General features: G+C 71.9%; 23 protein-coding genes, 1 tRNA gene and 1 pseudogene. 13 read left to right on the top strand and 12 right to left on the bottom strand.

What is annotated here, in order from left to right; genetic code table 11:
* Positions 1-26 precede the first annotated feature (26 nt).
* The gene (locus D466_RS21545; RefSeq protein WP_018913867.1) at positions 27-1,583 is read right to left on the bottom strand and encodes a cytochrome ubiquinol oxidase subunit I; all 1,557 of its coding nucleotides are present in this window, start codon (positions 1,581-1,583) and stop codon (positions 27-29) included.
* Positions 1,584-1,814: 231 nt separating this feature from the next.
* On the opposite strand from D466_RS21545, the gene D466_RS0111505 reads away from it, so the two are divergent.
* The 5 genes from D466_RS0111505 to D466_RS0111485 all read left to right on the top strand — a co-directional run bounded on the left by D466_RS0111505 (position 1,815) and on the right by D466_RS0111485 (position 6,439).
* Entirely contained in the window at positions 1,815-2,132 is a 318-nt protein-coding gene (locus D466_RS0111505) for a DUF1840 domain-containing protein (RefSeq protein ID WP_018913866.1), read from the top strand.
* Positions 2,129-3,796 carry an MFS transporter gene (locus tag D466_RS0111500; protein ID WP_051083745.1) on the top strand — a complete coding sequence of 556 codons (1,668 nt, stop codon included), beginning with the start codon at positions 2,129-2,131 and terminating at the stop codon, positions 3,794-3,796. The genes D466_RS0111505 and D466_RS0111500 overlap by 4 nt, the downstream gene beginning before the upstream one ends.
* A 154-nt stretch (positions 3,797-3,950) precedes the next feature.
* A complete protein-coding gene (locus tag D466_RS0111495; RefSeq protein ID WP_018913864.1) occupies positions 3,951-4,718 on the top strand; it encodes an ABC transporter permease subunit in 768 nt (255 codons plus the stop codon).
* A complete protein-coding gene (locus D466_RS0111490; RefSeq protein ID WP_038166101.1) occupies positions 4,715-5,818 on the top strand; it encodes an ABC transporter ATP-binding protein in 1,104 nt (367 codons plus the stop codon). The genes D466_RS0111495 and D466_RS0111490 overlap by 4 nt, the downstream gene beginning before the upstream one ends.
* A 51-nt stretch (positions 5,819-5,869) precedes the next feature.
* Positions 5,870-6,439: a TMEM175 family protein gene (locus D466_RS0111485; RefSeq protein WP_018913862.1), complete on the top strand. Its 570-nt coding sequence runs from the start codon at positions 5,870-5,872 to the stop codon at positions 6,437-6,439.
* 46 nt (positions 6,440-6,485) lie between these two features.
* On the opposite strand, the gene bioF is transcribed toward D466_RS0111485, so the two are convergent.
* From bioF to bioA, 3 genes are read right to left on the bottom strand one after another with little or no spacing between them, the layout of a single operon-like run.
* Positions 6,486-7,658: an 8-amino-7-oxononanoate synthase gene (gene bioF, locus D466_RS0111480; RefSeq protein WP_026285175.1), complete on the bottom strand. Its 1,173-nt coding sequence runs from the start codon at positions 7,656-7,658 to the stop codon at positions 6,486-6,488.
* Complete coding sequence (bioD, locus tag D466_RS0111475; protein ID WP_018913860.1) at positions 7,658-8,332, bottom strand: dethiobiotin synthase; 675 nt, start codon at positions 8,330-8,332, stop codon at positions 7,658-7,660. The genes bioF and bioD overlap by 1 nt, the downstream gene beginning before the upstream one ends.
* A 36-nt stretch (positions 8,333-8,368) precedes the next feature.
* Positions 8,369-9,748 (bottom strand): adenosylmethionine--8-amino-7-oxononanoate transaminase, encoded by a 1,380-nt coding sequence (bioA, locus tag D466_RS0111470; RefSeq protein ID WP_255326048.1) that lies wholly within the window; start codon positions 9,746-9,748, stop codon positions 8,369-8,371.
* 165 nt (positions 9,749-9,913) lie between these two features.
* Here bioA and D466_RS23940 point away from each other — a divergent pair.
* A pseudogene (locus D466_RS23940) lies at positions 9,914-10,042 on the top strand (amidohydrolase); the annotation flags it as partial.
* A gap of 39 nt (positions 10,043-10,081) precedes the next feature.
* On the opposite strand, the gene tyrS reads toward D466_RS23940, so the two are convergent.
* The gene (gene tyrS / locus D466_RS0111460; protein ID WP_018913857.1) at positions 10,082-11,341 is read right to left on the bottom strand and encodes a tyrosine--tRNA ligase; all 1,260 of its coding nucleotides are present in this window, start codon (positions 11,339-11,341) and stop codon (positions 10,082-10,084) included.
* Positions 11,342-11,600: 259 nt separating this feature from the next.
* Between tyrS and D466_RS0111455 the strand changes: the two genes are divergently transcribed.
* Both D466_RS0111455 and D466_RS0111450 read left to right on the top strand, forming a co-directional pair.
* Complete coding sequence (locus D466_RS0111455) at positions 11,601-13,016, top strand: M23 family metallopeptidase (RefSeq protein ID WP_018913856.1); 1,416 nt, start codon at positions 11,601-11,603, stop codon at positions 13,014-13,016.
* 20 nt (positions 13,017-13,036) lie between these two features.
* The gene (locus D466_RS0111450; protein ID WP_018913855.1) at positions 13,037-14,176 is read left to right on the top strand and encodes an anhydro-N-acetylmuramic acid kinase; all 1,140 of its coding nucleotides are present in this window, start codon (positions 13,037-13,039) and stop codon (positions 14,174-14,176) included.
* A 103-nt stretch (positions 14,177-14,279) separates the two neighbouring features.
* Here D466_RS0111450 and erpA read toward each other — a convergent pair whose 3' ends face one another.
* The 6 genes from erpA to D466_RS0111420 all read right to left on the bottom strand — a co-directional run bounded on the left by erpA (position 14,280) and on the right by D466_RS0111420 (position 19,121).
* Positions 14,280-14,648, bottom strand: a complete 369-nt coding sequence (erpA, locus tag D466_RS0111445; protein WP_018913854.1) for an iron-sulfur cluster insertion protein ErpA — start codon at positions 14,646-14,648, stop codon at positions 14,280-14,282.
* A 99-nt stretch (positions 14,649-14,747) separates the two neighbouring features.
* Entirely contained in the window at positions 14,748-15,803 is a 1,056-nt protein-coding gene (gene argC / locus D466_RS0111440) for an N-acetyl-gamma-glutamyl-phosphate reductase (protein WP_018913853.1), read from the bottom strand.
* A 103-nt stretch (positions 15,804-15,906) separates the two neighbouring features.
* Complete coding sequence (locus tag D466_RS0111435) at positions 15,907-16,431, bottom strand: CZB domain-containing protein (protein WP_081629931.1); 525 nt, start codon at positions 16,429-16,431, stop codon at positions 15,907-15,909.
* Between the two features lie 182 nt (positions 16,432-16,613).
* Positions 16,614-17,006, bottom strand: a complete 393-nt coding sequence (rpsI, locus tag D466_RS0111430; RefSeq protein WP_018913851.1) for a 30S ribosomal protein S9 — start codon at positions 17,004-17,006, stop codon at positions 16,614-16,616.
* Positions 17,007-17,016: 10 nt separating this feature from the next.
* On the bottom strand, positions 17,017-17,445 hold the full coding sequence (rplM, locus tag D466_RS0111425; protein WP_018913850.1) for a 50S ribosomal protein L13: 429 nt from the start codon (positions 17,443-17,445) through the stop codon (positions 17,017-17,019).
* 251 nt (positions 17,446-17,696) lie between these two features.
* Positions 17,697-19,121: a coniferyl aldehyde dehydrogenase gene (locus D466_RS0111420; protein ID WP_018913849.1), complete on the bottom strand. Its 1,425-nt coding sequence runs from the start codon at positions 19,119-19,121 to the stop codon at positions 17,697-17,699.
* 133 nt (positions 19,122-19,254) lie between these two features.
* Here D466_RS0111420 and D466_RS0111415 point away from each other — a divergent pair, with 133 nt between their 5' ends.
* From D466_RS0111415 to D466_RS0111405, 3 genes are read left to right on the top strand one after another with little or no spacing between them, the layout of a single operon-like run.
* Positions 19,255-20,208 (top strand): MBL fold metallo-hydrolase, encoded by a 954-nt coding sequence (locus D466_RS0111415; protein ID WP_018913848.1) that lies wholly within the window; start codon positions 19,255-19,257, stop codon positions 20,206-20,208.
* Positions 20,209-20,239: 31 nt separating this feature from the next.
* Positions 20,240-22,381, top strand: a complete 2,142-nt coding sequence (gene recG, locus D466_RS0111410) for an ATP-dependent DNA helicase RecG (protein ID WP_018913847.1) — start codon at positions 20,240-20,242, stop codon at positions 22,379-22,381.
* A 54-nt stretch (positions 22,382-22,435) separates the two neighbouring features.
* Positions 22,436-23,482 carry a hydrogen peroxide-inducible genes activator gene (locus tag D466_RS0111405; protein ID WP_018913846.1) on the top strand — a complete coding sequence of 349 codons (1,047 nt, stop codon included), beginning with the start codon at positions 22,436-22,438 and terminating at the stop codon, positions 23,480-23,482.
* Position 23,483: 1 nt separating this feature from the next.
* On the opposite strand, the gene D466_RS0111400 is transcribed toward D466_RS0111405, so the two are convergent.
* A complete protein-coding gene (locus tag D466_RS0111400; RefSeq protein ID WP_018913845.1) occupies positions 23,484-23,960 on the bottom strand; it encodes an Lrp/AsnC ligand binding domain-containing protein in 477 nt (158 codons plus the stop codon).
* A 498-nt stretch (positions 23,961-24,458) separates the two neighbouring features.
* Here D466_RS0111400 and proC point away from each other — a divergent pair, with 498 nt between their 5' ends.
* Together proC and D466_RS0111390 are read left to right on the top strand one after the other, a co-directional pair.
* Entirely contained in the window at positions 24,459-25,301 is an 843-nt protein-coding gene (gene proC, locus D466_RS0111395; protein WP_051083747.1) for a pyrroline-5-carboxylate reductase, read from the top strand.
* A 62-nt stretch (positions 25,302-25,363) separates the two neighbouring features.
* Positions 25,364-25,454, top strand: a tRNA-Ser gene (locus D466_RS0111390).
* Positions 25,455-25,765: the final 311 nt, after the last annotated feature.

The raw sequence follows: 25,765 nt of genomic DNA, 5'->3' as shown, positions 1-25,765 counted from the left end.
GGCTCGATGGCGGGCTAGGGGCGGGCTCAGTGAGCACCCTGCAGCGGCGTGGCTGCGTCGCCTTCGTGCGGCCCGTTGCGCACGAGGCGCAGCTGCAGCATCACGTCGACCGCCAGGAAGCCGGTGTACAGCGCGGCGAACACGGCCAGCGAGAAGGCCAGCTCGCCCACGCGGTGGCCGGAGGCGCTCATCCACGTGGGCAGCAGTTCGTACACGGTCCAGGGCTGGCGCCCGAGCTCGGCGGTGAGCCAGCCGAACTCGCTGGCCAGGAAGGGCAGCGGGATCATGCAGGGCGCGATGCGCAGGAACCAGCGGCGCCGCTGCACCTGGTCGCGCAGCGTGAACACCAGCGCCAGCATGAAGTAGGCGAACAGCGCCAGCGCGATGGCCACCATCAGGCGAAAGCTCCAGAACACCGCGAACACGTTGGGCACGCTGTCGAGCGCGGCGCGGCGCACGTCGGCCTCGCCCAGGCGCGCGGGGTCGCCGCCGGGGGCGTAGCGCTGGGCCAGCAGGCCGAAGCCCAGGTCGCGCTGGTGCTGCTCGAAGGCGTCCAGCGCGCGCGCGTCGCGCGGGTCGGCGGCCAGCTCGCGCAGCGCGCTCAGGGCCAGCAGGCCGCCGCGCACGCGCTGTTCATTGGCGGCGGCGAGGTCGCGCGCGCCGGCCACCGGCTGGTCCAGGCTGTGGGTGACCAGCGGGGTGAGCACGTAGGGAATGCGCAGCGCGAAGCGGTTGTCCTGGCGCGCCTGGTCGGGCCAGGCGGCGACGTTGAAGGCGGCGGGCGCGGGCTCGGTGGTCCACGCGGCTTCCATGGCGGCCAGCTTGGCGGGCTGCGCGTGGCCGCCGACGTAGCCCAGCGCGTCGCCCAGCGTGATGAGCCCGGCGCAGGACAGCAGCCCGAACAGCGTGGCCACGCGGAAGGAGCGGCGTGCCAGGTCCAGGTGGCGCCCGCGCAGCATGTACCAGGCGCTGATGCCCATGACGTACACCGCGGCGGTGACGTAGCCGGCCAGGCTGGTGTGCACGAACTTGGCCTGTGCCTCCTCGCTGAACAGCAGCGCTGGAAGGCTGGCCAGTTCCATGCGCATGGTCAGCGGGTTGAAGTGGGCGCCCTGCGGATCCTGCATGAAGGCGTTGGCCACCAGGATCCACAGCGCCGACAGGTTGGCGCCCAGCGCCACCAGGTAGGTGACCACCAGATGCTGCATGCGGCTCAGGCGCTTCCAGCCGAAGACCATCAGGCCGATGAAGGTGGATTCCAGGAAAAAGGCCATCAGCGCCTCGATGGCCAGCGGGGCGCCGAAGATGTCGCCGACGAAGCTGGAGTAGAAGGACCAGTTGGTGCCGAACTCGAACTCCAGCGTGAGCCCGGTGGCCACGCCCAGCGCGAAGTTCACCAGGAACAGCTTGCTCCAGAACTCCACCATGCGCCGGTGCAGCTCGCGCCCGCCGAGCACGTAGGCCGTCTCCATGGCGGCGAGCAGGAAGCCCAGCCCCAGCGTGAGGGGCACGAACAGGAAGTGGTACAGGGCGGTGGCGGCGAACTGCCAGCGGGATAGCAGCACCACGTCGGGGTCGATCATCGGCGGGGCAGGGGCAGCAGTGGGGGAGGGGCGGCGGGCGGGCCTTCGGCGCACCTTAGGGCGGATCGGCCGCGCCGGCAGCGGGCTCCCCGAGTGCCCTGGATCCCGACACGGGTGCGTGGGTTCCGGGCGCGCGCGGCGCGCCGGGTTCTCGCCGCTGGTTGCCGCGGCGCAAGGCCCTTATGCTGCGCACATGCCTTCCCAGCTACCGCGGCCGCGCCGCTTCCCGCCATGATGTACAAGTTCCGATCCCGAGCCGACTCCGACCTGTTCATGAACCAGGGCCCCGCCGAGCGCATCCTCGGCATCATCGGCAAGCAGCCGGGCCCGAAGGGCATCATCGAGCCGGCCGACATGGCGCGCGCCATCGCCGCGCTGGAGGCGGCGGTGGAGGAGGACGAGGGCGGGCGCGGCGGCGCGCAGGCCGCGGCGCAGGGCGGCGCGCCGGCCTCGGGGCAGGCGATCTCGCTGCGCCAGCGCGCCTGGCCCTTCGTGCAGTTGCTCAAGCGCAGCCTGGAAGCCGACACTCCCGTGGTGTGGGGCGTTTGAACCCGCCGCCGTCCCCGTCGCCCGCCGCGCCGGCTGCGCTGAGCCCGGAGCAGCGCCGCGTGCTCGTGGCCTCGGCGCTGGGCACGGTGTTCGAGTGGTACGACTTCTACCTCTACGGATCCCTGGCGGGGATCATCGGCGACGAGTTCTTCGCCGGGCTGGACCGGGGTTCGGCCTTCATCTTCGCGCTGCTGGCCTTCGCCTCGGGCTTCCTGGTGCGCCCCTTCGGCGCGCTGCTGTTCGGACGGCTGGGCGACCTGATCGGGCGCAAGTACACCTTTCTCGTGACCATCCTGCTGATGGGGCTGTCCACCTTCATCGCGGGCCTGCTGCCGGGCTACGCGGCCATCGGCGTGGCCGCGCCGATGATCCTGGTGGCCCTGCGCCTGCTGCAGGGCCTGGCGCTGGGCGGGGAGTACGGCGGCGCGGCCACCTACGTGGGCGAATACGCGCCGCGCATGGCGCGCGGAGCCTACACCTCGTGGCTGCAGACCACCGCCACGCTGGGCCTGCTGTTCTCCCTGCTGGTCAACGTGGGGCTGCGCCGGCTGCTGGGCAACGAGGCCTTCGCCGCCTGGGGCTGGCGCCTTCCCTTCCTGGCTTCCAGCGCGCTGCTGGCTGTGTCGGTGTGGATGCGCCTGCGTCTGAACGAATCCCCCGCCTTCGTGCGCATCCGGCGCGCCGGGCGCACCTCCAAGGCGCCGTTGTCGGAGGCGCTGGGGCGCGGGCCGAACCTGCGGCGGGTGCTGGTGGCGCTGTTCGGCATGACGGCCGGGCAGGGGGTCATCTGGTACACGGGCCAGTTCTACGTGCTGGTGTTCCTGACCCACACGCTGAAGGTGGACGGAGGTCTGGCCGGAGTGCTCATCGGTATTTCGCTGGTGCTGGCGATTCCGCTGTTCTGGGTGTTCGGGCGCCTGTCGGACCGCGTCGGCCGGCGCCCGGTGATGCTGGCGGGCTGCCTGCTGGCGGCGCTGGGCTATTTCCCCATGTTCCATGCGCTGACGGCGGCGGCCAACCCGGCGCTGGCGCGCGCCATGGCGCTCCACCCGGTGGTGCTGCTGGCCGATCCGGCCGACTGCAGCTTCCCGCTGCGCTCGGACGGCGGCCGGCCGTTCACGCATTCCTGCGACATCGCCAAGCAGGCGCTGAGCGACGTGGCGGTGGACTACCGGCGCCGCGACGCGCGCGGCCCGGCGCGCATCGAGGTGGGCGGGCGCAGCGTGGCGGCCTTCAACGCACGCGGCCTGTCGGATGCCGAACTGGCGCGGCGCCAGCAGCAGCTGCAGCAGGCCTTGCGCGACGCGGTGAGCGCGGCCGGCTACCCGCGCCAGGCGGATCCGAGGGAGGTGAACCGGCCGCTGGTGGTGCTGATCCTGACCCTGCTGGTGGCCGACGTGGCGCTGGTGTACGGGCCCATCGCGGCCAGCCTGGTTGAGCTGTTCCCCACGCGCATCCGCTACACCTCGATGGGCCTGCCCTACAACCTGGGCAACGGCTGGTTCGGCGGCCTGGTGCCGACCGTGGCCTTCGCGCTGGTGGCGCACGACGGCGGCATCTACCACGGGCTGTGGTACCCGGTGATCGTGGCCGCCGGGAGTTTCCTGATCGGTGCACTGCTGCTGCCGGAGACCCGAGGCACCGACCTGAGCGCCGGAGATTGAGCGTCGGCAAGGGGGCGCCGCTTCGCGTGCCGCTGCCCGCGCGTCGCGCTTGCTTATGATGGCCGGGCCTTCCCCTTGCCCGTCCGCCCGCCGTCCGCCGCCCTGCGCCCGCCCCGACGTGAGTCCGCTCCACCCGTCTCCGTATTCCGCAGCGATGCCACGGCGCGCGCTGTTCGTGGCCGCGCTGGGCCTGGCGGCGCTGGCCACGCTGGCGCTGCCCTTCGCGGGGCTGGTGCTGAGCACGCCCTGGCCGGGGCTGCACCTGCAGCCGGGCGACGGCGCGGCGGTCGCCACCTCGCTCGTGTACACGGCGCTGGCGATGGTGGTGGTGGCGCTGCTGGGCACCCCGGCGGCCTGGCTGCTGGCACGGCGCGAGTTCCGCGGCAAGTGGGCGTGCGAGATCCTGGTGCTGCTGCCCTTGCTGACCCCTCCGCTGGCCATGGGCCTGCTGCTGAGCATCAGCTTCGGGCCCTACGGCTGGCTCGGCGGGCCGCTGGCCCGCGCCGGACTGTCGCTGACCAACACGCCGGCGGCCTTCGTGCTGGCGCAGGTCTACGCCAGCGCGCCGTACTTCATCGTCGCCGCGCGCGCGGCCTTCGAGGGGGTGCCGCGCGAGCTGGAACAGATGTCGCTGAGCCTGGGGCAGTCGGCCAGCCGCACCTTCGTGCGCATCACCCTGCCGCTGGCCGGGCTGGGCCTGGGCGCGGCGCTGGCGCTGGCCTGGGTGCGCGCGTTGGGCGAGTTCGGCGTGGTGCTGATCATGGCCTATTACCCGCAGGGCATCCCGGTGCGCCTGTGGGTCAATCTGCAGGACACGGGAATGTCGGCGGTGTATCCGCTGCTGTGGCTGTTCTTCGCCGTGGGCCTGCCGCTGCCGCTGCTCGGCGGCCTGTGGTCGCGCCGCGCGGGGGTGCGCGCATGAAGGTGAGCCTGGAGATCCGCCAGCCACTGGCGCTGCGCCTGGATTTCGACGTGCAGGGCTTCACCGCGCTGCTCGGGGCCAGCGGCGAGGGCAAGAGCACCACGCTGAAGGCGCTGGCCGGGCTGGTGCCCAGCCGCGGCGAGCCCTTCGGTTCGCTGCCCCCGCAACGCCGCCCGGTGGGCTACCTGCCGCAGGGCTATGCGCTGTTCCCGCACCTGCGGGCCTGGGAGAACGTGGCCTACGCGCTGGGCGGCTCGCTGGCCGGGCACCGCGCGCAGGCTCTGGAGCTGCTGGACGCGGTGGGCCTGGCGGAATGGGCCCAGCGCAGGCCGGGAGAGCTTTCCGGCGGGCAGCAGCAGCGCGTGGCGCTGGCGCGGGCGCTGGCGCGCCGGCCGCGCTTGCTGCTGCTGGACGAACCCACCTCGGCGCTGGACGCGGCCACGCGCGAGGAGGTGCTGGCCGAGCTGGTGGCGCGCATGCACGCGCTGGACATGCCGGCGCTGGCGGCCACGCACGATGCGCACGTGGCGGCGATGGCCGACTGGGTGGTGCTGCTGGGCGCGCGCCGGGTGCTGCAGCAGGGGCGGCCGCGCGAAGTGTTCGCACGCCCTGCCAGCCTGCGCGCGGCCGCGCTGCTGGGCCTGCGCAACCGATTCCAGGCGCGGGTGCAGGCGGCCCCCGACGCCGAGGGTATCGCGCTGCTCGACTGGGAGCAGGGCGGGCGGGCGCTGCGCGCCGCGCTGCCCGCGGGGACGGCGCCCGGCACGGTGGTGGATTGGGCGGTGGGCGCGGAAAGCCTGCGCCTGGCCGATGGCGCAGGGGATGCCGGCGCGCATCGGGGCTTGGACGGCGGCTTGGATGGAGCGCAGCGCGGCGCGGAGCCGGGCGCGCGCGTGCAACTGCTGCCCGGGCGCGTGGAGCAGCTCGTCGCGCAGGCCGGGCACGCGCTGCTGGGCGTGCGCAGCGGCCACGCGCTGCTGTGGCTGGGTGCGAGCTGGAGCGAGGTCGAGCGGCGCGCGCTGGGCCCGGGCGCGACGGTGGGCCTGCGTCTGGCCGAGCGCGACGTGCTGGCCTGGCCGCGCAGCGGGGACGAGGCCTGAGCCCGCGCGGGGGCGGGGCCTGGGCGCAACGGGGACGGCGGAGATCGCGCCATGGGCAAGAATCGTCTGGAAGCCTTCAGCGACGGGGTGATCGCGATCATCATCACCATCATGGTGCTGGAGCTGAAAGTGCCGCACGGCGCCGACTGGGCCGAACTGCGCCCGGTGCTGCCGGTGCTGCTGAGCTACGTGCTCAGCTTCGTCTACGTGGGCATCTACTGGAACAACCACCATCACCTGCTGCACGTGGCCGGGCGGGTCAGCGGCGCCGTGCTGTGGGCCAACCTGCACCTGCTGTTCTGGCTGTCGCTGCTGCCCTTCGCCACCGGCTGGATGGGCGAGAACCGATTCGCCTCGGCGCCCTCCGTGCTGTACGGGGTGGTGCTGCTGATGGCCGCGGTGGCCTACTGGGTGCTGCAGCGGGCCATCATCGCCGCCGGCGGCCAGGTCCTGCAGCGCGCGGTGGGGCGGGACTTCAAGGGCAAGGTATCGCCGCTGCTGTACCTGGCGGGCATCGCGCTGTCGCTGCGCCTGCCGCCGCTGGCGCAGTCCCTGTACGTGCTGGTGGCGCTGATGTGGCTGGTGCCCGACCGGCGCATCGAGCGCGTGCTGGAGCCCTGAGCGGCGCGCGCTTCGGGCGCCGCTCCTGCCCGGGCGCCGATGCGCTTCAGCCGCCGATGCGCTCGACGGCCCGCAGCAGGCGCCGCAGGTCCTCGGGCTCGTGCGCGGCCGACAGGCTCAGGCGCAGGCGGGCGCTGCCTTCCGGCACGGTGGGCGGGCGGATCGCCGGAACCCACAGGCCCTGGTCCCAGAGCTCGCGCATGGCTTCCAGCGCGGCCTGGTTGGAGCCGAGGATCAGCGGCTGCACGGGGGTCCCGGAATCGCCCAGGCGCCACGAGGCCGGCCAGTGCGCGTGCCCGCGCACCATGCCCACGAGTTCGCGCAGGCGCTCGCGGCGCCAGGATTCGTCGGCGATCACGCGCAGGCTGGCGCGCAGGGTTTCGGCGATCATCGCCGGCGCCGCGGTGGCGAAGATGTAGCTGCGCGTGCGCTGCATGAGGAATTCGACGGCCTCGTCGGAGCCGGCCACGAAGGCGCCGGCCACGCCGGCGGCCTTGCCCAGCGTGGCCATGTACAGCAGGCGCGGACTGCGCAGCCCGCAGGCGGCCGCGCTGCCGGCGCCGCCCGGGCCGAGCACGCCGAAGCCGTGCGCGTCGTCGACCAGCAGCAGCGCATCGAAGCGTTCGGCCAGTTCGAGCAACTCGCGCAAAGGGGCGACGCTGCCGTCCATGCTGAACACCGCGTCGGTGGTGATCAGGCGGCGCCGTGCGGTGCAGGCCTGCAGGCGCCGCGCCAGGTCCTCGACGTCGCGGTGGGCGTAGACCTGCACTTCGGCGCGCGACAGGCGCGCGCCGTCGATCAGGCAGGCGTGGTTCAGCGCGTCGGAGAACACCGCGTCGCCGCGCCCGGCCAGCGCCGGCACCAGCCCGGCGTTGGCGGGAAAGCCGGCGTAAAAGTAGAGCGCGCGGGGCAGGCCGACGAAAGCCGCCAGTTCGCGCTCCAATTCCTCGTGCGCGCGGCTGTGGCCGCACACCAGGGGCGAGGCGGTGGCGCCCACGCCCCAGCGCCCGGCGGCCTCCCGCGCGGCCTGCACCAGCGCCGGGTGCTGCGCCAGGCCCAGGTAGTCGTTGCCGCAGAAGGCGAGCATGTCGCGCCCGTCGATGCGCAGGCGCGCGCCGTCGTAGGCCTCGACCACGCGGCGGGTCCGGCGCAGTTGCGCGGCGTCCAGCGCGCGCAGTTCGGCGCCGAAATCCCAGGCGCTGCGGGAGTCTTCCGGCATCACGGCGACCACAGCAGCTGGCGCGCGGCGGCGGCGGGGTCGGGGCGCGGCATGTGCTCGATCACGCCCAGGCAGGGCGCGCGCAGGCGTGCGCGCAGCAGGTCGACGTTGTCCTCGGGCGCCAGCATCGAGGGGTCGATGCGGTTGGCGATCCAGCCGGCCAGCGGCAGGCCGCGCGCGGCGATGGCTTCCTGCGTGAGCAGCGCGTGGTTGAGGCAGCCCAGGCGCAGCCCCACCACCAGGATCACCGGCAGGCGCAGCATGCGCGCGAGGTCGCCGCCGTCTTCCTGCATGGACAGGGGCACGAGCAGGCCGCCGACGCCCTCCACCACCACGGCGTCGGCCTGCTCGCGCAGGCTGCGCACCGCCTCGGCGATGCGCCGCAGGTCGATGTGCGTGCCGGCGCGCATGGCCGCGGCGTGCGGGGAGATCGGTTGTTCCAGCGCGTAGGGGTTGTCCAGCTCGGGCGGTACGGCCAGGGTGCTGGCGGCGCGCAGCCGGGCCACGTCTTCGTTGACCCCGCCGGCACCGGCGCCGGCCGACACCGGCTTGGCGCCGACCACGCGGGCATGGCGCTGGCGCAGCAGGTGCAGCAGTGCGCAGGCGGCCAGGGTCTTGCCGATCTCGGTGTCGGTGCCGGCGACCAGCCAGGCGGGGCAGGGGCTAGGGAGCATGGGAGGGGCGACCTCGGTGGAGGCGGGGCAAGGGCTTCAGGCCAGCGCCTGTCCGCCCTGCGCACCGGCGGCGGCGCCGTCGCGCAGGCTGGCCTGCAGCGCGCCCAGCGTGGCCCGCAGCAACTGCCCGGCGGCGGCCTCGTCGATCACGTAGGGCGGCATGAAATACAGCGTGGAGCCGATGGGGCGCAGCAGCGCGCCGCGCTCCAGCGCCTCGAGGCCGAAGCGGCGCGCGAAATCGGCCGGGGCCTCGTGCACGTCCCAGGCCCAGATCATGCCGATGTGCCGCGCGTGGCGCAGACGCGGGTGGCGGTGCAGGGGCTCGAACAGGGCGTCCAGGCGCCGCGCCAGCTCGGCGTTGGCGCCCAGGCGCGCGTCGTCCAGCAGGTCCAGCGTGGCCAGCGCGGCGGCGCAGGCCAGCGGGTTGCCGGTGTAGGAATGCGAATGCAGGAAGCCGCGGGCGAGGTCGTCGTCGTAGAAGGCGGCATAGACCTCCTCGGTGCTGAGCACCGCGGACAGCGGCAGGAAGCCGCCGGTGAGCCCCTTGCCGATGCACAGGAAATCCGGGCGCACGCCGGCCTGCTCGCAGGCGGTGAAGCGGCCGGTGCGCCCCATGCCGACGGCGATCTCGTCGGCCACCAGGTGCACCTCGTGGCGGGTGCACAGTTCGCGCACCCGGGCCAGGTACTCGGGCGGGTGGAACACGAAGCCGGCCGCGCATTGCACCAGGGGCTCGACGATCAGCGCCGCCGTATGCGCGGCCTCGCGCCGCAGCCAGGACTCGAGCGCCTCACAGGCGCGGTCCACCTCGGCTCGCACCGCGGCGGCGTCCTCCAGGCCGCGCAGGCGCGGCGCGGGCACGGTGGCGGCGATGCGCAGCAGCGGCGCGTAGCTGGAGCGGAACAGCTCCACGTCGGTGACTCCGAGTGCGCCGGCGGTCTCGCCGTGGTAGCTGCCGCCCAACGAGACGAAGCGGTTTTTCTCGGGGCGGCCGAGGTTGCGCCAGTAATGCGCGCTGAGCTTGAGGGCGATCTCGTTGGCGCAGGCGCCGTCGCTGGCGTATTGCGCGTGGCCCAGGCCGGTGCGCGCGGCCAGGCGCTCGGACAGGCGCACCACGCCTTCGTGGGTGAGCCCGGCCAGCATCACGTGCTCCACGCGCTCCATCTGGGCGGCGATGGCGGCCTTGATGTCCGGCTGGCCGTGTCCGAACAGGTTCACCCACCAGGAACTGACGGCGTCGATCAGGCGCCGGCCCTGCGCGTCGACCAGCCAGACCCCCTCGCCGCCGACGATCACACGGGGCGGTGCTGACTCGTGCCGCTTCATCTGGGTGCACGGATGCCAGACGCTGCGCAGGCTGCGCGCGGCCAGGTCCGCGGCGGGCGGCTCGGAAGGCTTCGGGGCGGCGGGTTTCAAGGCGCGGCGGGAGATGCCCGATGCAAGGCACGGCGATGGGACGCACATCATAGACAAGGTCCGTGCCGCCACGGACCAGCCGCGCCCGGCGGCGCCGTGGCGCGCCGGCGCGACGCACGAACCGCGCCGGAGCCCCGGTGGTTTGCAGGGCCGCGACGCCTGCCGATGTGGAATTCAGACGCTCCGCTGGCCTTTCTCAACGCCTGCCATGCGGAGTTGACCCGCCTTCGGCGTGAACTGCACGCCCACCCCGAGCTGGGCTTCCAGGAGCATCGAGCGGCGGGCCTGGTGGCCGAGCGCGCGCTGGACCGCCCCGCCGCGCCGATGCTCTGATCAGGCGCCGAGCACCACGCGCGCGAACTTGCGCTTGCCCACCTGCAGCACGTAGGTGCCGGCCTGCAGGCGCAGGTTGCGGTCTTCCGCCACCGTGCCGTCCACGCGCACGCCGCGCTGCTCGAGCATGCGCAGCGCCTCGGCGGTGGAGGGCACCAGCCCGGCCTGCTTGAGCGCGGCCGGCAGCGCCAGCCCGCCTTCGGGCAGGCTCATGCGCATCTCGGCGATGTCCTCGGGCACGCCGCCGCGCGCGCGCAGCTCGAAATCGGCCTGGGCCGCGTCGGCGGCCGCCGCATCGTGGAAGCGGGTGACGATCTCGCGCGCCAGCAGCACCTTGGCGTCCTTCGGGTTGCGTCCGGCTTCCACCTCGGCGCGCAGGCGCTCGATCTCCTCCAGCGGGCGGAAGGACAGCAGCTCGAAGTAGCGCCACATCAGGGTGTCGTTGATCGACAGCAGCTTGGCGTACATGCTGGCCGGCGCTTCCTGGATGCCGATGTAGTTGCCCTTGGACTTGGACATCTTGTCCACGCCGTCCAGGCCCTCGAGCAGGGGCATGGTCAGGATGCACTGCGGCTCCTGGCCGTATTCCTTCTGCAGGTCGCGTCCGACCAGCAGGTTGAACTTCTGGTCCGTGCCGCCGAGTTCCAGGTCGCTTTGCAGGGCCACCGAATCGTAGCCCTGCATCAGCGGGTAGAGCAGTTCGTGCATGGCGATGGGAATGCCCGCGCGGAAGCGCTGGGTGAAGTCCTCGCGCTCGAGCAGTCGCGCCAGGGTGTAGCGCGCGGCCAGGCGGATCATGCCGTCGGCGCCCAGCGCCTCGCTCCATTCGGAGTTGTAACGAATTTCCGTGCGCTGCGGGTCCAGCACCATGCTGGCCTGCGCGTAGTAGGTCTGGGCGTTGGCCTGGATCTGCTCGATGGTCAGCGGCGGCCGCGTGGTGTTGCGCCCGGAGGGGTCGCCGATGCGCGAGGTGAAATCCCCGATCAGGAAAATCACCGTGTGGCCGAGATCCTGCAGTTGCCGCAGCTTGTTCAGCACCACCGTGTGGCCCAGGTGGATGTCGGGAGCGGTGGGGTCGAGGCCCAGCTTGATGCGCAGCGGCTTGCCGCTGGCCTGGCTGCGTTGCAGCTTGGCGATCCAGTCGCTTTCCACCAGCAATTCGGAGCAGCCGCGGCGCGTCACGGCGAGGGCGTGGCGGACCGCGTCGGGCAGCCGGGCGGCTTCGGATTCGTGCAGGTCAGGGCTGGGCGTAGAGGACATAGGAATTTTTTGACATTTGGGCCGGGCCCCGCTGTTAGACTTGGCCCCTTGTGCGCATCGGGCCTGGCTGCATCCCTGGGATCGCAGGCCCTGCGGGCGGGTCGTTTTCGACGCCGCTCCGTTGGCGGAAGGCTTCGCGCCGACGCAGGCGCCGCATGAAGTGTATTGGACCCGGCCTCGGCCGCGCTGCGACGCCTTTGCGTGCAGCCCCCGGGGGCGGATGGTTTTTGGTTTGCGACTCGCAATGGCAGGAGTGCGCATGTCGTCGTTCTGGATTCAGACCTCCTCTCGCTTGCGCCAGGTGCTCGCCCGCGTGCGCGAGTCCGTGGAAACCCACCCGGGCCGCGTGGCGGCCGGCGTCGGTGGCGTGTTGTTGCTCAGCAGCGTCAGCGCCTTCGCCCTGGTCGAATACGGCCCGCAGCCGCAGCTGCCGGCGCCCAGCCTGGTGCAGCAGCCGGTGGCCATCGACCTGTCCTCGCAGGTGCAGGCGCTGGAGAGCGCGCCGCGCACGCTGTATTCGACGGCCTACGTCGAGGCTTCCGATTCGGCCGCTTCGTTGTTGCGCAGGCTGCAGGTGACCGACCCGTCGCAACTTCGGGTGCTGGCGCGCGACCGCCATCTGCAGGAACTGCTGCTCCACCGCGGCACCATGGTCAGCGCCGAAGTGGATTCGCTGGGTACCTTGCAATCGCTGACGGCCGCCTTGCCGGGCCTGGCGCCGCGCGAGCCCCACGTGGCCGGCGACGCCGTGGCCTGGCGCGAGCTGAGCATCCGCGCGCGTGAAGGCGGCGGCTTCGACGACCAGCTGCTCACCCAGCAGGCGCAGGCGCAGACCCGCGTGGCCAGCGCCATGGTGCATTCCTCGCTGTTCGGCGCTGCCGACGCCGCCGGCGTGCCGGACCAGGTGGCCTCCCAGCTGGTGGGCCTGTTCGGCGGCGAAGTGGATTTCCGCAAGGACCTGCGTCCCGGCGACCATTTCACGGTGGCCTGGCGCGTGTACACGGCCGGCAACCGCGTGGTGCGCGTGGGACGCATCCTGGCCGCGCAGGTCTCGGTGGACGGACATGAGCACGGCGCCGTCTGGTTCGATCCGAGCGGGCACGCGCAGGCCGCGGCCTACTACGCGCCCGACGGCAGCAGCCTGACGCGCGCCTTCCTGCTGTCGCCGCTGCCCTACGACCGCCTGACCTCGGGCTACGGCTGGCGCATCAGCCCGATTTTCCACAAGCCCGAGTTCCACAAGGGCATCGACCTGGCCATTCCGGTGGGCACGCCGGTGCGCACCATCGCCGACGGCCGCGTGGTCTACGCGGGCTGGGGCACCGGCTACGGCAAGTACGTGAAGGTGGAGCACCCGGGCGGCTTCGCGACCCTCTACTCCCACCTGAGCCGTTTCGAGGTGCACGTGGGCGAGCCGGTCAAGCAGGGCGAGGTGGTGGCGCTGTCGGGCAACACCGGCTGGTCCACCGGGCCGCACCTGTACTTCCAGTTCTTCGTGCATGGCAAGCCCGAGAACCCGCTGGACATCGCGCACTACACGCCGAAGGGCACGCATCTGCCCGAGGGGCTGCGTTCGCAGTTCCTGGCCAGCACCGCGCCGAGCACCCGTCTGCTGGCGCTGCTGCCGCAGGACGCGGATCTGGCCCAGGCCGGCCGCTCCGCGCCGCGCGGCTGAACCCCGGCGCGGCAAGCGCGATGGCCGCGCCCAGGCTGTACGCCGGGCTCATGTCCGGCACCTCGCTGGACGGCGTGGACGCCGTGCTGCTGGAGCTCGGGCCGCGGCCCGGACCGGGCGCACCCGCAAGTGCCGCCGAGCAGGCCATGCACCCGCTCGGGCATGTGCAGTTGCCGATGCCGGGGCCGCTGCGCGAGGAATTCGCCGCGCTGCACCATGCCGGCCCCGATGAACTGCACCGCGCCCAGCTGGCGGGTATCGAGCTGAGCCGCCTGTACGCGCAGGCGCTGGAACAGCTGCTGCGCCAGGCCGGCGTGCGCGCCGCCGACGTGGCCGCGGTGGGGGCCCACGGGCAGACCGTGCGCCATCGCCCCGAACGGGGCTACACCCTGCAACTGGGGGCTCCGGCCTGGCTGGCCGAACATTGCGGCATCACCGTGGTGGCCGATTTCCGCAGCCGCGACGTGGCGGCCGGCGGGCAGGGCGCACCGCTGGTGCCGGCCTTCCACCGCGCGGTGTTCGGGCGCGACGGCGCCGACCTGGCCGTGCTCAACCTGGGCGGGATCGCCAACCTCAGCCTGCTCTACGCGGATGGCCGCGTGCTGGGTTTCGACTGCGGCCCAGCCAACGCGTTGCTCGACCTGTGGGCGCAGCGCCACCTGGGGTGTGACTTCGACGCCGGCGGCGCCTGGGCGGAGGGCGGCGAGCTGCTGCCCGAACTGCTGCGGCGCCTGCTGGACGACGACTACTTCCGCGCCGCCGCGCCCAAGAGCACCGGGCGCGAGTACTTCGATGCCGCCTGGCTGGAGCGCCGCCTGCAAGGCTTCGAGGCCGCCGAGGCGCGCGACGTGCAGGCCACGCTGGCGCAGATGGTGGCCGCCAGCGTGGCGGCCGACCTGCGCGGCCACATGCCGCGGGCCGGGGAGTTGCTGGTCTGCGGAGGCGGCGCCGGCAACCTGGACCTGCTGCGGCGCCTGCGCGGGCTGCTGCCCGGCTGCGAACTGCTGGATACCCGCTCGCGCGGCCTGGAGCCGCAGCAGGTGGAAGCCGCGGCCTTTGCCTGGCTGGCCGCGCGCACGCTGGACGGGCTGCCCGGCAACCTGCCGGCGGTCACCGGCGCGCGGGGCCCGCGGGTGCTGGGGGCGATCTATCCGGCCTGAGATCCGGCCTGAGCATCTGGGGCGTGCGCCGGTGGGCCGTGGCGCACGCAAAGAAGCCGCCCTTGGGCGGCTTTCGGGACTGCGGCGGCCTTGCGGCCGGGCTTCAGGTCGAGAACGAGGAGCCGCAGCCGCAGGTGGTGGTGGCGTTCGGGTTCTTGATCACGAACTGGGCGCCGTCCAGGCCTTCCTTGTAGTCGATCTCGGCGCCGACCAGGTATTGCAGGCTCATCGCGTCGATCAGTAGCGTGACGCCCCCCTTGACCATCTGGGTGTCGTCCTCGTTGACCGCTTCGTCGAAGGTGAAGCCGTACTGGAAGCCGGAGCAGCCGCCGCCCTGCACGAACACGCGCAGCTTCAGCGCGGTGTTGCCTTCCTCGTCGATCAGATCCTTGACCTTGGCCGCGGCGCTTTCGGTGAACAAAAGCGGCTCGGGGGCTGCGACGGATTGGGCATCCTGGATCACTGCGCTCATGGGGACTTCTCCTGTTGACGCCTCTATTTTAGGGCGCCGGCGCCGCGCCTGCCGCGCGAGCGTCCATGTTGCTAAAAGGGGCTTTCAGGCGCGGGCCGCTCAGGGCATCAGCGCGATGCCGCGCAGCCCGGCCGTCTCGGGCAGCCCCAGCATCAGGTTCATGTTCTGCACGGCCTGCCCGGAGGCGCCCTTGGTGAGGTTGTCCTGCACCACCAGCACGGCCACCGTGTCGGGCTGCGGACGGTGCACGGCCACGCGCAGCAGGTTGGCACCGCGCACGCTGCGGGTTTCCGGCGCGCTGCCCGCGGGCATCACGTCCACGAAGGGTTCGCCGGCGTAGAAGTCCTCGTACAGGGCCTGCAGGTCGGCCGCCTGGCCGGCGTCGTTCAGGCGCGCGAACAGGCTGCTGTGCATGCCCCGGATCATCGGCACGAGGTGGGGCAGGAACACGCAGCGCAGCGAGGCGTCTGCGTCGTCCAGCCCGGACAGGCGGCGCAGTTCCTGCTCGATCTCGGGGCCGTGGCGGTGGCCCTTGACTCCGTAGGCCCTGAAATTGTCCGAATCCTCGGAGAACAGGTAGCCGATCTCGGCCTTGCGCCCGGCCCCCGACACGCCCGAGGCGCAGGAGGCGATCAGGTGCGCGGGATCGACCAGGCCGCGGCGCAGCAACGGCGCGAAGCCGATCTGCACGGTGGTCGGGTAGCAGCCCGGGTTGCCCACGACACGCGCGCCGCGGATGGCCTCGCGGTTGAGTTCGGGCAGGCCGTAGACGGCCTCGCGCAGGATGTCGGGGCAGGCGTGGGGCACGCCGTACCAGCGCTCGAAGGTGGCGGTGTCGCGCAGCCGGAAATCGGCCGCGAGGTCGACGATGCGCACGCCGGCGGACAGCAGATCGCGCGCCTGCTGCATGGCCACGCCGTGGGGGGTGGCGAAGAACACCACGTCGCACTCGCGCAGCGGCGCCTCGTCGGGGGTGGTGAAACGCAGCTCGGTGTGGCCGCGCAGGCTGGAGTACATGTCGCTGACGGCGAGGCCCGCCTCCTTGCGGGAGGTGATCGCGCGCAGTTCCACGTCCGGGTGCGCCAGCAGCAGGCGCAGCAGTTCCACCCCGGTGTACCCGGTGCCGCCGACGATTCCGACCTTTACAGCGCCCATGAGCCGATTCCCTCGCGAATTCCTGGTTGCGGGCCGCCGGCATCGGGCGGCCGAAAGGAAAATGGTAGCGGCGCAAGCGCGAGCCTGCCCACGAATGCGGGACTCAGTGGCGCCGGTCGGCTTCGCCGGCGGGTTCGTTGAGCGCGATGAACAGCTCGCTCAGCCCCGCCACGGTCGCGTGGGAGGCGTGCGCGAAGTCGCCGTGGCGCAAGGCCTGCAGCGCGGTGTCGCGCTGTCCGGCGTCGGCCAGGCGCACGATCTCCGCGGCCGCGCGGTGCAACTGCGCGTGCTGTTCGCGCAGGCGCTGCACCAGCACGGCGTTGCGCCCTTGCAGCGAGCCGGCCTGCTGCAGCCAGCGCCCGAGTTCACAGCGGTCGTCGCGCGCGATGTCGCGCCAGGGTTGGCGCGCGCAGGCCTCGCCGCGCACGTAGGCGGACAGGCGCAGCTTCCAGCGGCGCTGGAACTCGATGGCCTGGTAGAAATCCAGCCCGGAGACGGTGGCCCCGGGGCGCATGCCGAAGCGGGTCTGCGGACCGGCCTCGGCGAAGGCGCTGTCGGCGTCCAGCGCGGGATCGGACGCGCCCGGTACCCCTTGCACGTGCCTGCGCAGCCACGCGAGCATTCCCATGCATTTCCCCCTCGCACAGGCGGCCGGTACCCGCGGGCGCCGGCCAGTGATGGTTGAGCACGGCCCATCTTAGGCCCGGCGCGGCCGCGCGCAAACCCTCGCGCATACAAAAAAGCCCGCTTCCTTGAGGGAGGCGGGCTTTCGCCGGGATGCGAGGCGGGGAACGGGCCCCGCCAGGGGCATCAGCGCTTGGAGAACTGCTTGCGACGGCGGGCGCCGTGCAGGCCGACCTTCTTGCGCTCCACTTCGCGGGCGTCGCGGGTCACGAAGCCGGCTTTGGACAGCGCCGGCTTGAGCGCGGCGTCGAAGTCGATCAGCGCGCGGGTGATGCCGTGGCGCACCGCGCCGGCCTGGCCCGATTCGCCGCCGCCGCGCACGTTGACCTTGATGTCGAACAGGGCTTCGCTCTCGGTCAGCACCAGGGGCTGCTTGACCACCATGATGGAGGTCTGGCGCCCGAAGTACTCCTGCAGCGCACGGCCGTTGACCGTGATGTTGCCGCTGCCCTTCTTGATGAACACGCGCGCCACCGAACTCTTGCGGCGGCCGGTGCCGTAATTCCAGTTGCCGATCATCGCCGTTCCTTTACAGGTCCAGGGTCTTGGGTTGCTGCGCGCTGTGCGGATGCTCGGCGCCGGCATAGACCTTGAGTTTCTTGATCATCGCGTAGCCCAGCGGGCCCTTGGGCAGCATGCCCTTGACCGCCAGCTGCAGCGCGCGGCCCGGGTGGCGCGCCTGCATGTCCTTGAAGCGCGTGGCGTGGATACCGCCCGGGTAGCCCGAATGGCGGTAGTACACCTTGTCCTCGGCCTTGTTGCCGGTGACGCGGATCTTCGAGGAGTTGACGACGATGATGAAATCACCCGTGTCGACGTGAGGCGTATAGATGGGCTTGTGCTTGCCACGCAGGCGGCGCGCCACTTCGCTGGCGACACGACCGAGGACCTTGTCCGTGGCGTCGATCACAAACCATTCATGCTTCACTTCGGCCGGCTTGGCGCTGAAGGTTTTCATGGTGGTGGATACGATGGTTCGATGGGGCCGTTTGTCCCGCTCTTGGGAAGGCGGGCTCTGCCCGGAGCCTCGGAGTCGCGCGAACCGGCGGGCAGGAAGCCGTTTCGCGTGCGGCCGGCCGGTGCCAGAGGCATCGTCCGCCGCAAAGTTCCAAAGCCATTTTCCGGTGGCCAAAAACCGGAACTTTCCATTCTACGCGAATTTGTCCGCAATCCCCAAGCGCCGGCTTCTCCCCCTGTGCGAGGGACGGCTCAGGCCCAGCGTTTCATCACCGCGATCAGGCGCGCGAAGGTCTTGCCGTAGGGCGGGCGCACCAGCGTGGTGCCGGCCAGCCGGCGCTGGGTCAGCACCGGCTTGAGCTTGCTGAAGGTGTCGAAGCCCCAGCGGCCGTGGTAGTGGCCCATGCCGGAGGGGCCGACACCGCCGAAGGGTAGTTCGTCCTGCGCCACGTGCATCAGGGTGTCGTTCAGGGTCACGCCGCCCGAGTGGGTGGTACGCAACATGCGCTCGATGCGGGCCGCGTCCTCGTCGAACCAGTACAGGGCCAGCGGGCGCGGCTGTTCGTTGATGCGCGCGATCACCTCGTCGGTGCAGTCGTAGCTCAGCAGCGGCAGCAGCGGGCCGAAGATCTCCTCCTGCATGGCCTGCAGGCGCGAGGGCGGGTCGAGCAGCAGCGCCGGCGCCAGGCGGTGGCGCGTGTCCTGCGCCTGTTCGCCTTCGAACAGCGGCTGCAGCGCCACGCCGGCCTCGCGCGCCTGCTCGAGCATGGAGCCCAGGCGCAGATAGTGGCGGGTGTCGATGATGCTGCAGTAATCGGGGCTGAGCAGGCCCTGCGGGTACATCTCCCGCGCCGCCTTCACGCATTCCTCGGCGAAGGCCTGCAACTGCGCTCGGGGCACGTACACGTGGTCCGGCGCCACGCAGGTCTGGCCGGCGTTGACCAGCTTGCCGTAGACGATGCGCCGCGCCGCCAGGCGCAGGTCGGCGCCGGGCGCCAGCACCGCGGGCGACTTGCCGCCGAGTTCCAGGGTCACCGGCACGAGCCGGGCGCTGGCGGCGCTCATCACCTGGCGCCCGACCGCAGTGGAGCCGGTGAACAGCAGGTGGTCCAGCGGCAGCGAAGAAAACGCCGCCGCCTGCTCGGCGCCGCCGCTGAACACGGCCAGTTCATCCGGATCGAAGCGCTCGCGCACGAGTTCGCCGAACAGGCTCGCGAAGCCGGGGGCGTACTCGGACAGCTTGAGCATGGCCCGGTTGCCGGCCGCCAGCGCCGAGGCCAGCGGCCCGACGGCCAGGTACAGCGGGTAGTTCCACGGCGCGATGATGCCCACCACGCCCAGAGGCTGCGGCAGCACGCGGGCGCCGGCCGGGCGGAACCAGATGCCGGGGCTGGCGCGCCGCGTGCGCATCCACCCCTGCCCGTGGCGCAAGGCGTGGCGCAGCGCCGACAGTGAGGGCACCAGTTCCAGCGCCTGGGTCTCGGCATGGGCGCGCTGGCCGAAATCGGAGTCGATGGCCTCGCAGATGCGGGTCTCGCCGTCGCGCAGCAGGGCCAGCAGGCGTTGCAGGCGGTCGGCGCGCAAATCCCACGATGGGTAGGGATCGGCGCGGAACGCGTCGCGTTGCTGCGCGTAGACGGCATGCAAATCCGACGAGAAGGGCTGGGCGCGTTCCATGCGAGCTTGCCGCGCGAGCGGCCGTGGGGGCGAGGGCTTGTCCAATGCTAGTCCACTGCGTCAGGCGCGGCGCGACGCCAAACCCGGCGCGCACGACGGGGGCGTGCGCGCCGCCGTATGCTGCGAAATCGCCATGAATTCCAGTCCGCAATCCCTGCTTCCCCCCGGCATCCACGTGCTGGTGCACGACTGGCTGAGCGCCAACGCCGTCGTCACCTGGGACGACGCGCAGTCGGCCAGCGTGGTGGACACCGGGCACGTGAGCCGCGCGCGCGCCACCTGCGAGGGCGTGCGCGCCGCGCTGGGCGGCCGGCGCCTGCGGCGCATCGTCAACACCCACCTGCATTCGGACCACTGCGGCGGCAACGCGCCGCTGCAGCGCGAGCACGGCGCCGGTGCCCCCTGCCCGATCCTGGTGCCGGCCGGGGAACTGCCCGGCGCCGGGGCCTGGGAGCAGGCGGACTCGGCGGTGGCGCAGGCCGGCCAGCAGGCCGAGCCCTTCCGCGCCGACGCCGGTTACGCGGCGGGCGACACGCTGTGGCTGGGCGGCCTGCCCTGGCAGGCGCACGCGGCGGGCGGCCACGACGACCACGCGCTGATGCTGTTCCAGCCCGACGCGCGCGTGCTGATCAGCGGCGATGCGCTGTGGGAACACGGTTTCGGCGTGCTGTTCCCGGAGATCGACGGCGGCGACGGCTTCGCCGCGCAGCGCCTGACCTTGCGGCGCATCGAGCAACTGGCGCCGCGCCTGGTGATCCCCGGCCACGGCCCCGTGTTCGCCCAGCCGGGCGCCGCGCTGGAGCGCGCGCACACGCGCCTGGACGTGTTCGAGGGCGACCCGCAGCGCCACGCCGCCCACGCGCTGCGCGTGCTGCTCAAGTTCCACGTCATGGAACTGGCCGCGCCGCCGGCGCGCGAGCAACTGGCGCGCTGGTTCGAGGACACGGCCATGGTGCAGCGTGCCGTGCGCCGCTTCTGGCCCGGGCGGACGCCGGCCGAGGTGTTCGAGCAGACCCTGGACGCGCTGGCCCGCGTGGGCGCCTTGCTGCTGAGCGCCGGGCGGGTGGCCGACCCCGAGCTGCACTGAGCCCGCCTTCCACGCGCCGACCGAGCCGCCGATGTCCGCCGCCGCTCCTGCTCCCCCCCGCAAGCGCGCGGCGCCGGCGCGCGCCGGCGGCCAGGCGGCGCCAGTCTCGCCGGGCGAGCGCCTGGGGCTGCGCAGCGACTGGGATTTCGCGCTGCACCTGCCGCTGCACTACGTCGACGAAACCCGCATCACCCCCATCGCCGAACTGCGCGAGGGGCGCGTGGCCGTGGTGCAGGCGCGCGTGGTGCAGGCCGAACTCATGGCGGCGCGGCGCCGCGTGTTGCGCGTGAGCGTGGAGGACGAGGGCGCGCGCCTGGAATTGCGCTTTTTCCACTTCTATCCGAACTGGGCGCGCCAGTACGCGCCGGGCAAGGAGCTGCGCATCCGCGGCGAGCCGCGCCGCGGCCTGTTCGGCTTCGAGATGGTGCACCCGGTGTGCCGCGTCGCCACCCCCGCGGACGCGCTGCCGCAGAGTCTGACGCCGATCTACCCGGCCGGTGCCGGCATCAGCCAGGCCTGGCTGCGCAAGGCGGTGGCGGCGGCGCTGCGCCGGTTGGACGCGCGCGAATGGCTGCCGGCCGAGCTGCTCGAGCGCCTGCGCCTGCCGCCGATCGCGCAGGCCTTGCAACAGCTGCACGCGCCGCCGCCCGAGCTGCCGCTGGAGCAGCTGGAGCAGCGCAGCCACCCGGCGTGGCGCCGCGTGAAATTCGACGAGTTGCTGGCCCAGCAACTGGCGCAGCAGATGGCGCGCTCGCGCCGCGCCGAGCAGCGCGCCTGGCCGATGCCCGAGCGCGGCGGCGGGCTGGTGCAGCGCCTGCTGGCGGCGCTGCCCTTCGCCTTGACCGCCGACCAGGCGGCCTGCGTGGCCGAGATCGCCGTGGACCTGCAGCGCGAGCAGCCGATGCACCGGCTGCTGCAGGGCGACGTGGGTTGCGGCAAGACGGTGGTGGCCGCGCTGGCCGCCGCGCAGGCCATCGACAACGGCTTCCAGTGCGCGCTCATGGCGCCCACCGACATCCTCGCCGCGCAGCACCTGCAGCGCCTGGCCGGCTGGCTGCAGCCGCTGGGCGTGGGGGTGGCCTGGCTCAGCGGCGCGCAGCGCAAGCGCGAGCGCGAGGCGGAGCTGGCCCGCGCCGCCAGCGGCGAGGCCGCGCTGGTCATCGGCACCCACGCGGTGATCCAGGACAAGGTGCAGTTCGCGCGCCTGGGCCTGGCGCTGGTGGACGAGCAGCACCGTTTCGGCGTCGCCCAGCGCCTGAGCCTGCGCGCCAAGGGCACGGGCGAGCAGCGCCAGCCGCATTTGCTGATGATGACCGCCACGCCCATTCCCCGCACCCTGGCCATGGCCGTGTTCGGCGACCTGGACATTTCCACCATCGCGCATTCCCCTCCGGGACGCCAGCCGGTGCGCACCCGCGTGTTCTCCGACCAGCGGCGCGAAGCCGTCAAGCAACGGGTGCGCGAGCTCGTGCTGCAGGGGCGCCAGGCCTACTGGGTGTGTCCGCTGATCGAGCCCAGCGAGCCCAGCGAAGGCGGCGAGGGGGCCGCGCAGGCGGGGAGCGGCCCGCGCGGCGGCCAGCCCGAGCTGCGCGCCGCGCTGGACGCCCACGCCGAACTGCAGGAGCTGCTGGGCGCGCAGGCCGACTGCGTGGGGCTGTTGCACGGGCGCATGCCGGCGGCGCTCAAGGCGCAGGTGATGGCGGATTTCGCGGCCGGACGCCTGCGCCTGCTGGTGGCCACCACGGTGATCGAGGTGGGGGTGGACGTGCCCTCGGCCAGCCTGATGGTCATCGAGCACGCCGAGCGCTTCGGGCTGTCGCAGCTGCACCAGTTGCGCGGGCGCGTGGGGCGCGGCAGCCAGGCCGCGCAATGCCTGCTGTTGTTCTCCGAGCCGCTGTCGCAGACCGCGCGGGCGCGCCTGCAGGCCATGCACGAGACCAGCGACGGCTTCGTGCTGGCGCAGAAGGACCTGGAGCTGCGCGGCCCGGGCGAACTGCTGGGACAGCGCCAGTCGGGCCTGCAGGGGCTGCGCCACGCCGACCTGCGCGAGGACGAGGACCTGCTGGAGCTGGCACGCGAAGCCGCGGCCTCGCTGCTGCGGGAACATCCGCAGGCCGCGCGCGAGCACCTGCAGCGCTGGCTGGGCGGGGGCATGGACTGGCTCGCGGCCTGAGGGCGCGCCGATAGCTTTCAAGCATTCTGCACGAATTGTGCTTTAATGGAAGCTATGACTCTGACCGAACTGCGTTACATCGTCGCCGTCGCCCGGGAGCGCCATTTCGGGCGCGCCGCGGAGGCCTGCTTCGTGAGCCAGCCGACGCTGTCGGTGGCCATCAAGAAGCTCGAGGAAGAGCTCGACGTGAAGCTGTTCGAGCGCGGTGGCAGCGAGGTCAGCATCACCCCCATCGGGGCGGAGATCATCGAGCAGGCGCAGCGCGTGCTGGAGCAGTCCTCGGCGATCCGCGAAATCGCCAAGCGGGGCAAGGACCCGCTGGCCGGGCCCTTGCGCGTGGGCGTGATCTACACGGTGGCGCCCTACCTGTTGCCGCCGCTGGTGCGCCGGGTGATCGAGCTGACCCCGCAGATGCCCTTGCTGCTGCAGGAGCAGCTCACGGTGCGCCTGCTGGAAATGCTGCGCAACGGGGAGCTCGACGTGGCGGTGCTGGCCGAGCCCTTCCCGGACCACGGGCTGGCCACCACGCCGCTGTACGACGAACCCTTCCTGGTGGCGGTGCCGCGCGGGCACCGCCTGGCGCATGCCAAGCCGGTGCGCAGCGAAGAGATCCGCGACGAGACCATGCTGCTGCTGGGCACCGGGCACTGCTTCCGCGACCACGTGCTGGAGGTGTGCCCCGAGTTCGCACGGTTCTCGCCGGGCTCGGACGGCATCCGCAAGAGTTTCGAGGGGTCTTCGCTGGAGACCATCAAGCACATGGTCGCCTCGGGCATGGGCATCACCATCCTGCCGCGCATGTCGGCGCAGGTCGAGGCCGACGCGAAGGGAGCGGGGCCCATCTGCTACGTGCCCTTCCTCGAGCCGGTGCCCACGCGCCGCGTGGTGCTGGCCTGGCGCAAGACCTTCACGCGCACCGCGGCCATCGAGGCACTGCGGCGCGCGGTGCTGGATTGCGAACTTCCCGGGGTGCGCAAGATCGACCAGGCGCTGCCCGATTCACATCCCGGTTCACGTCCCGGTTCACATCCCGCTTCCCACGCCGATGCGCCGCCCGCGGCACCGCAGGAGCCCGCGCGGGCTCCTGCCCGGGCGGGTTGAACTACTCCACCTGCAGTGCCTGGGTGTTCTTGATTTCCTCCATGACCACGTAGGTGCGGGTTTCGCGCACGCCGGGAAGGGCCAGCAGCACCTTGTTGAGGAACTCGCGATAGGCGTCCATGTCGCTGACACGGGTCTTGAGCAGGTAGTCGAAGCCCCCGGCCACCATGTAGCACTCGAGGATCTCGGGGCGCTCGCGGGCCGCTTCCTTGAAGCGGTCGAAGGCTTCCGGGCTGCTGCGGTCGAGCAGCACCTCGATGCACACCAGCAGGGACGCGCCCAGCTTGTGGGGGTTCAGGCGCGCCTCGTAGCCCAGGATGTACTGTTCGCGCACCAGGCGCCGCACGCGCTCGAGCACGGCCGTGGGCGACAGGTGCACGGCCTGCGCCAGTGCCAGATTGGACATGCGGCCATCGTCCTGCAGCAGGGCGAGAATGCGCCGGTCGACGCGATCGAGGGCGCTGGCGGCATCTTTCATGGTGGGCAACCTCCGGAAGTCGGTTTATCACGTCAGGGCGGAACCGCCGGCCCCTGAGGCCGAGCGCAAGGGCCGTACAGGCCGCCTGACCGCGCGCCGCCCGAAGACGGCGGCGACAAGAGCAAGCATGCATTGTCGCCCACGAATCAGTCCAGCGACATATTGAGCCTGTGCAATGTGTGCCCTTATGGGGCATTTCGCCATCTTGCCGGGTGTAGCACGGGGGCGTCGGGGGGTGGGCCATCGGCACACGATTGCACCTCGGCACCCGCAGGTGCGCGCTTCGGCGATGCGCCCGCACTGGCGAAGCCAGTTTCGCGCGGATCCAGCCGATGTGTCGAGGAGTTGCGCCAACGCCTTGAAGAATTCGTGAAAAAGTCAACGATTATGAATTGAATGTTCATTTCCAGAACGAAACCATAGGTATCTTAAGGTTTCTATATGTTGGGCGAGCCGCGCGCGTACGCGGCTTCCTGGCGCTGCGCGCCAGCGGTGATAATGCGCCCCATGCAACCCCTCACCATCGGCTTCATCGGCGGCGGCAACATGGCCGGCGCCATCATCGGCGGCCTGCGCGCCGCGGGCGTCGAGGCCTCGAGCCTGCGCGTGGTCGAACCCTTCGAGGCCCAGCGCCGGCGGCTTCGTGAACAGTTCGGCATCGAGGCCCTGGCCGAGCCCGATGCGAGCCTGGAAAGCGTGAACGTGCTGGTCTGGGCGGTCAAACCGCAACAATTCGCCGAGGCGGCGCAAGTCTTGCGCGAACGCAGTCCGCGGAGCGCCGAAGCGTTGCAATTGAGCATCATGGCGGGGGTGCGTTGCCGGGCCATCGCCGCGCGCAGCGGGGCCGCGCGCGTGGTGCGCACCATGCCCAACACCCCGGCGCTGATCGGCCGCGGCGTCACCGGGCTGTACGCCAACCCGGCCTGCGGCGCGGCCGAACGCGAACTGGCCGAGCGCGTGCTCGGCGCCACCGGGCAACTCGCCTGGGTGGACGCGGAGCAGCAACTCGACGCCGTGACCGCGGTGTCCGGCTCCGGCCCGGCCTACGTGTTCTACGTGCTCGAGGCGATGACCGCCGCCGGCGTGCGCCTGGGCCTGCCCGAGGCGACCGCCGGGCGCCTGGCGCTGGGCACCATCGCGGGCGCCGCGGCGCTGGCCGAATCCTCCCCGCTGAGCGCGGGGCAGTTGCGCGAGCAGGTCACCAGCAAGGGCGGCACCACCGCCGCCGCGCTGGAGGTGTTGACCGCGCGCGACGTTGCCGGCGCCTTCGACCAGGCCTTGCAGGCCGCGGCCCGCCGCGCCGGCGAACTCGCCGACGCCCTGGACGCTACCGAATCCTGAGCCTCGGGGAACGCTTCGTCCGCCACACCCGGGCCGCCTGCTGCTACGATGTCGGGCTTCCCGGAGAGATGGATGAGCGGTTTAAGTCGCACGCCTGGAAAGCGTGTAAGGGTGAATAGCCCTTCGGGGGTTCGAATCCCCCTCTCTCCGCCAGGATTTCAATGCCCGCGCAAGCGGGCATTTTCATGGTGCGCCCGGCAGGGCGCACCTACTTGGAGGTGGAAGTCCTCTACCGGCCCGGCAAGGGGAACGGTTAGCCGAAGGCAAGGGTTTCGCGGGCGACCGCGGGTCTGGAGGAAGCCGGATGGCAAAGCGCTGGCCTGACGAACAGGAAGCGGATACGAGGCGACGCATCGGGGTGAGGTGCCCAAGATCATCAAAGCCCGAAACTTGCACGGAACGATGCGGCGTAGATCCGACAGGCATAAGCGTGACGGTGGGTGCGCAATACCCGGGGAGGTCTG

The organism is Thiomonas sp. FB-6 (assembly GCF_000377645.1).
Taxonomy (GTDB): domain Bacteria; phylum Pseudomonadota; class Gammaproteobacteria; order Burkholderiales; family Burkholderiaceae_C; genus Thiomonas_A.
This window is presented reverse-complemented; position numbering and strand designations above follow the sequence as displayed.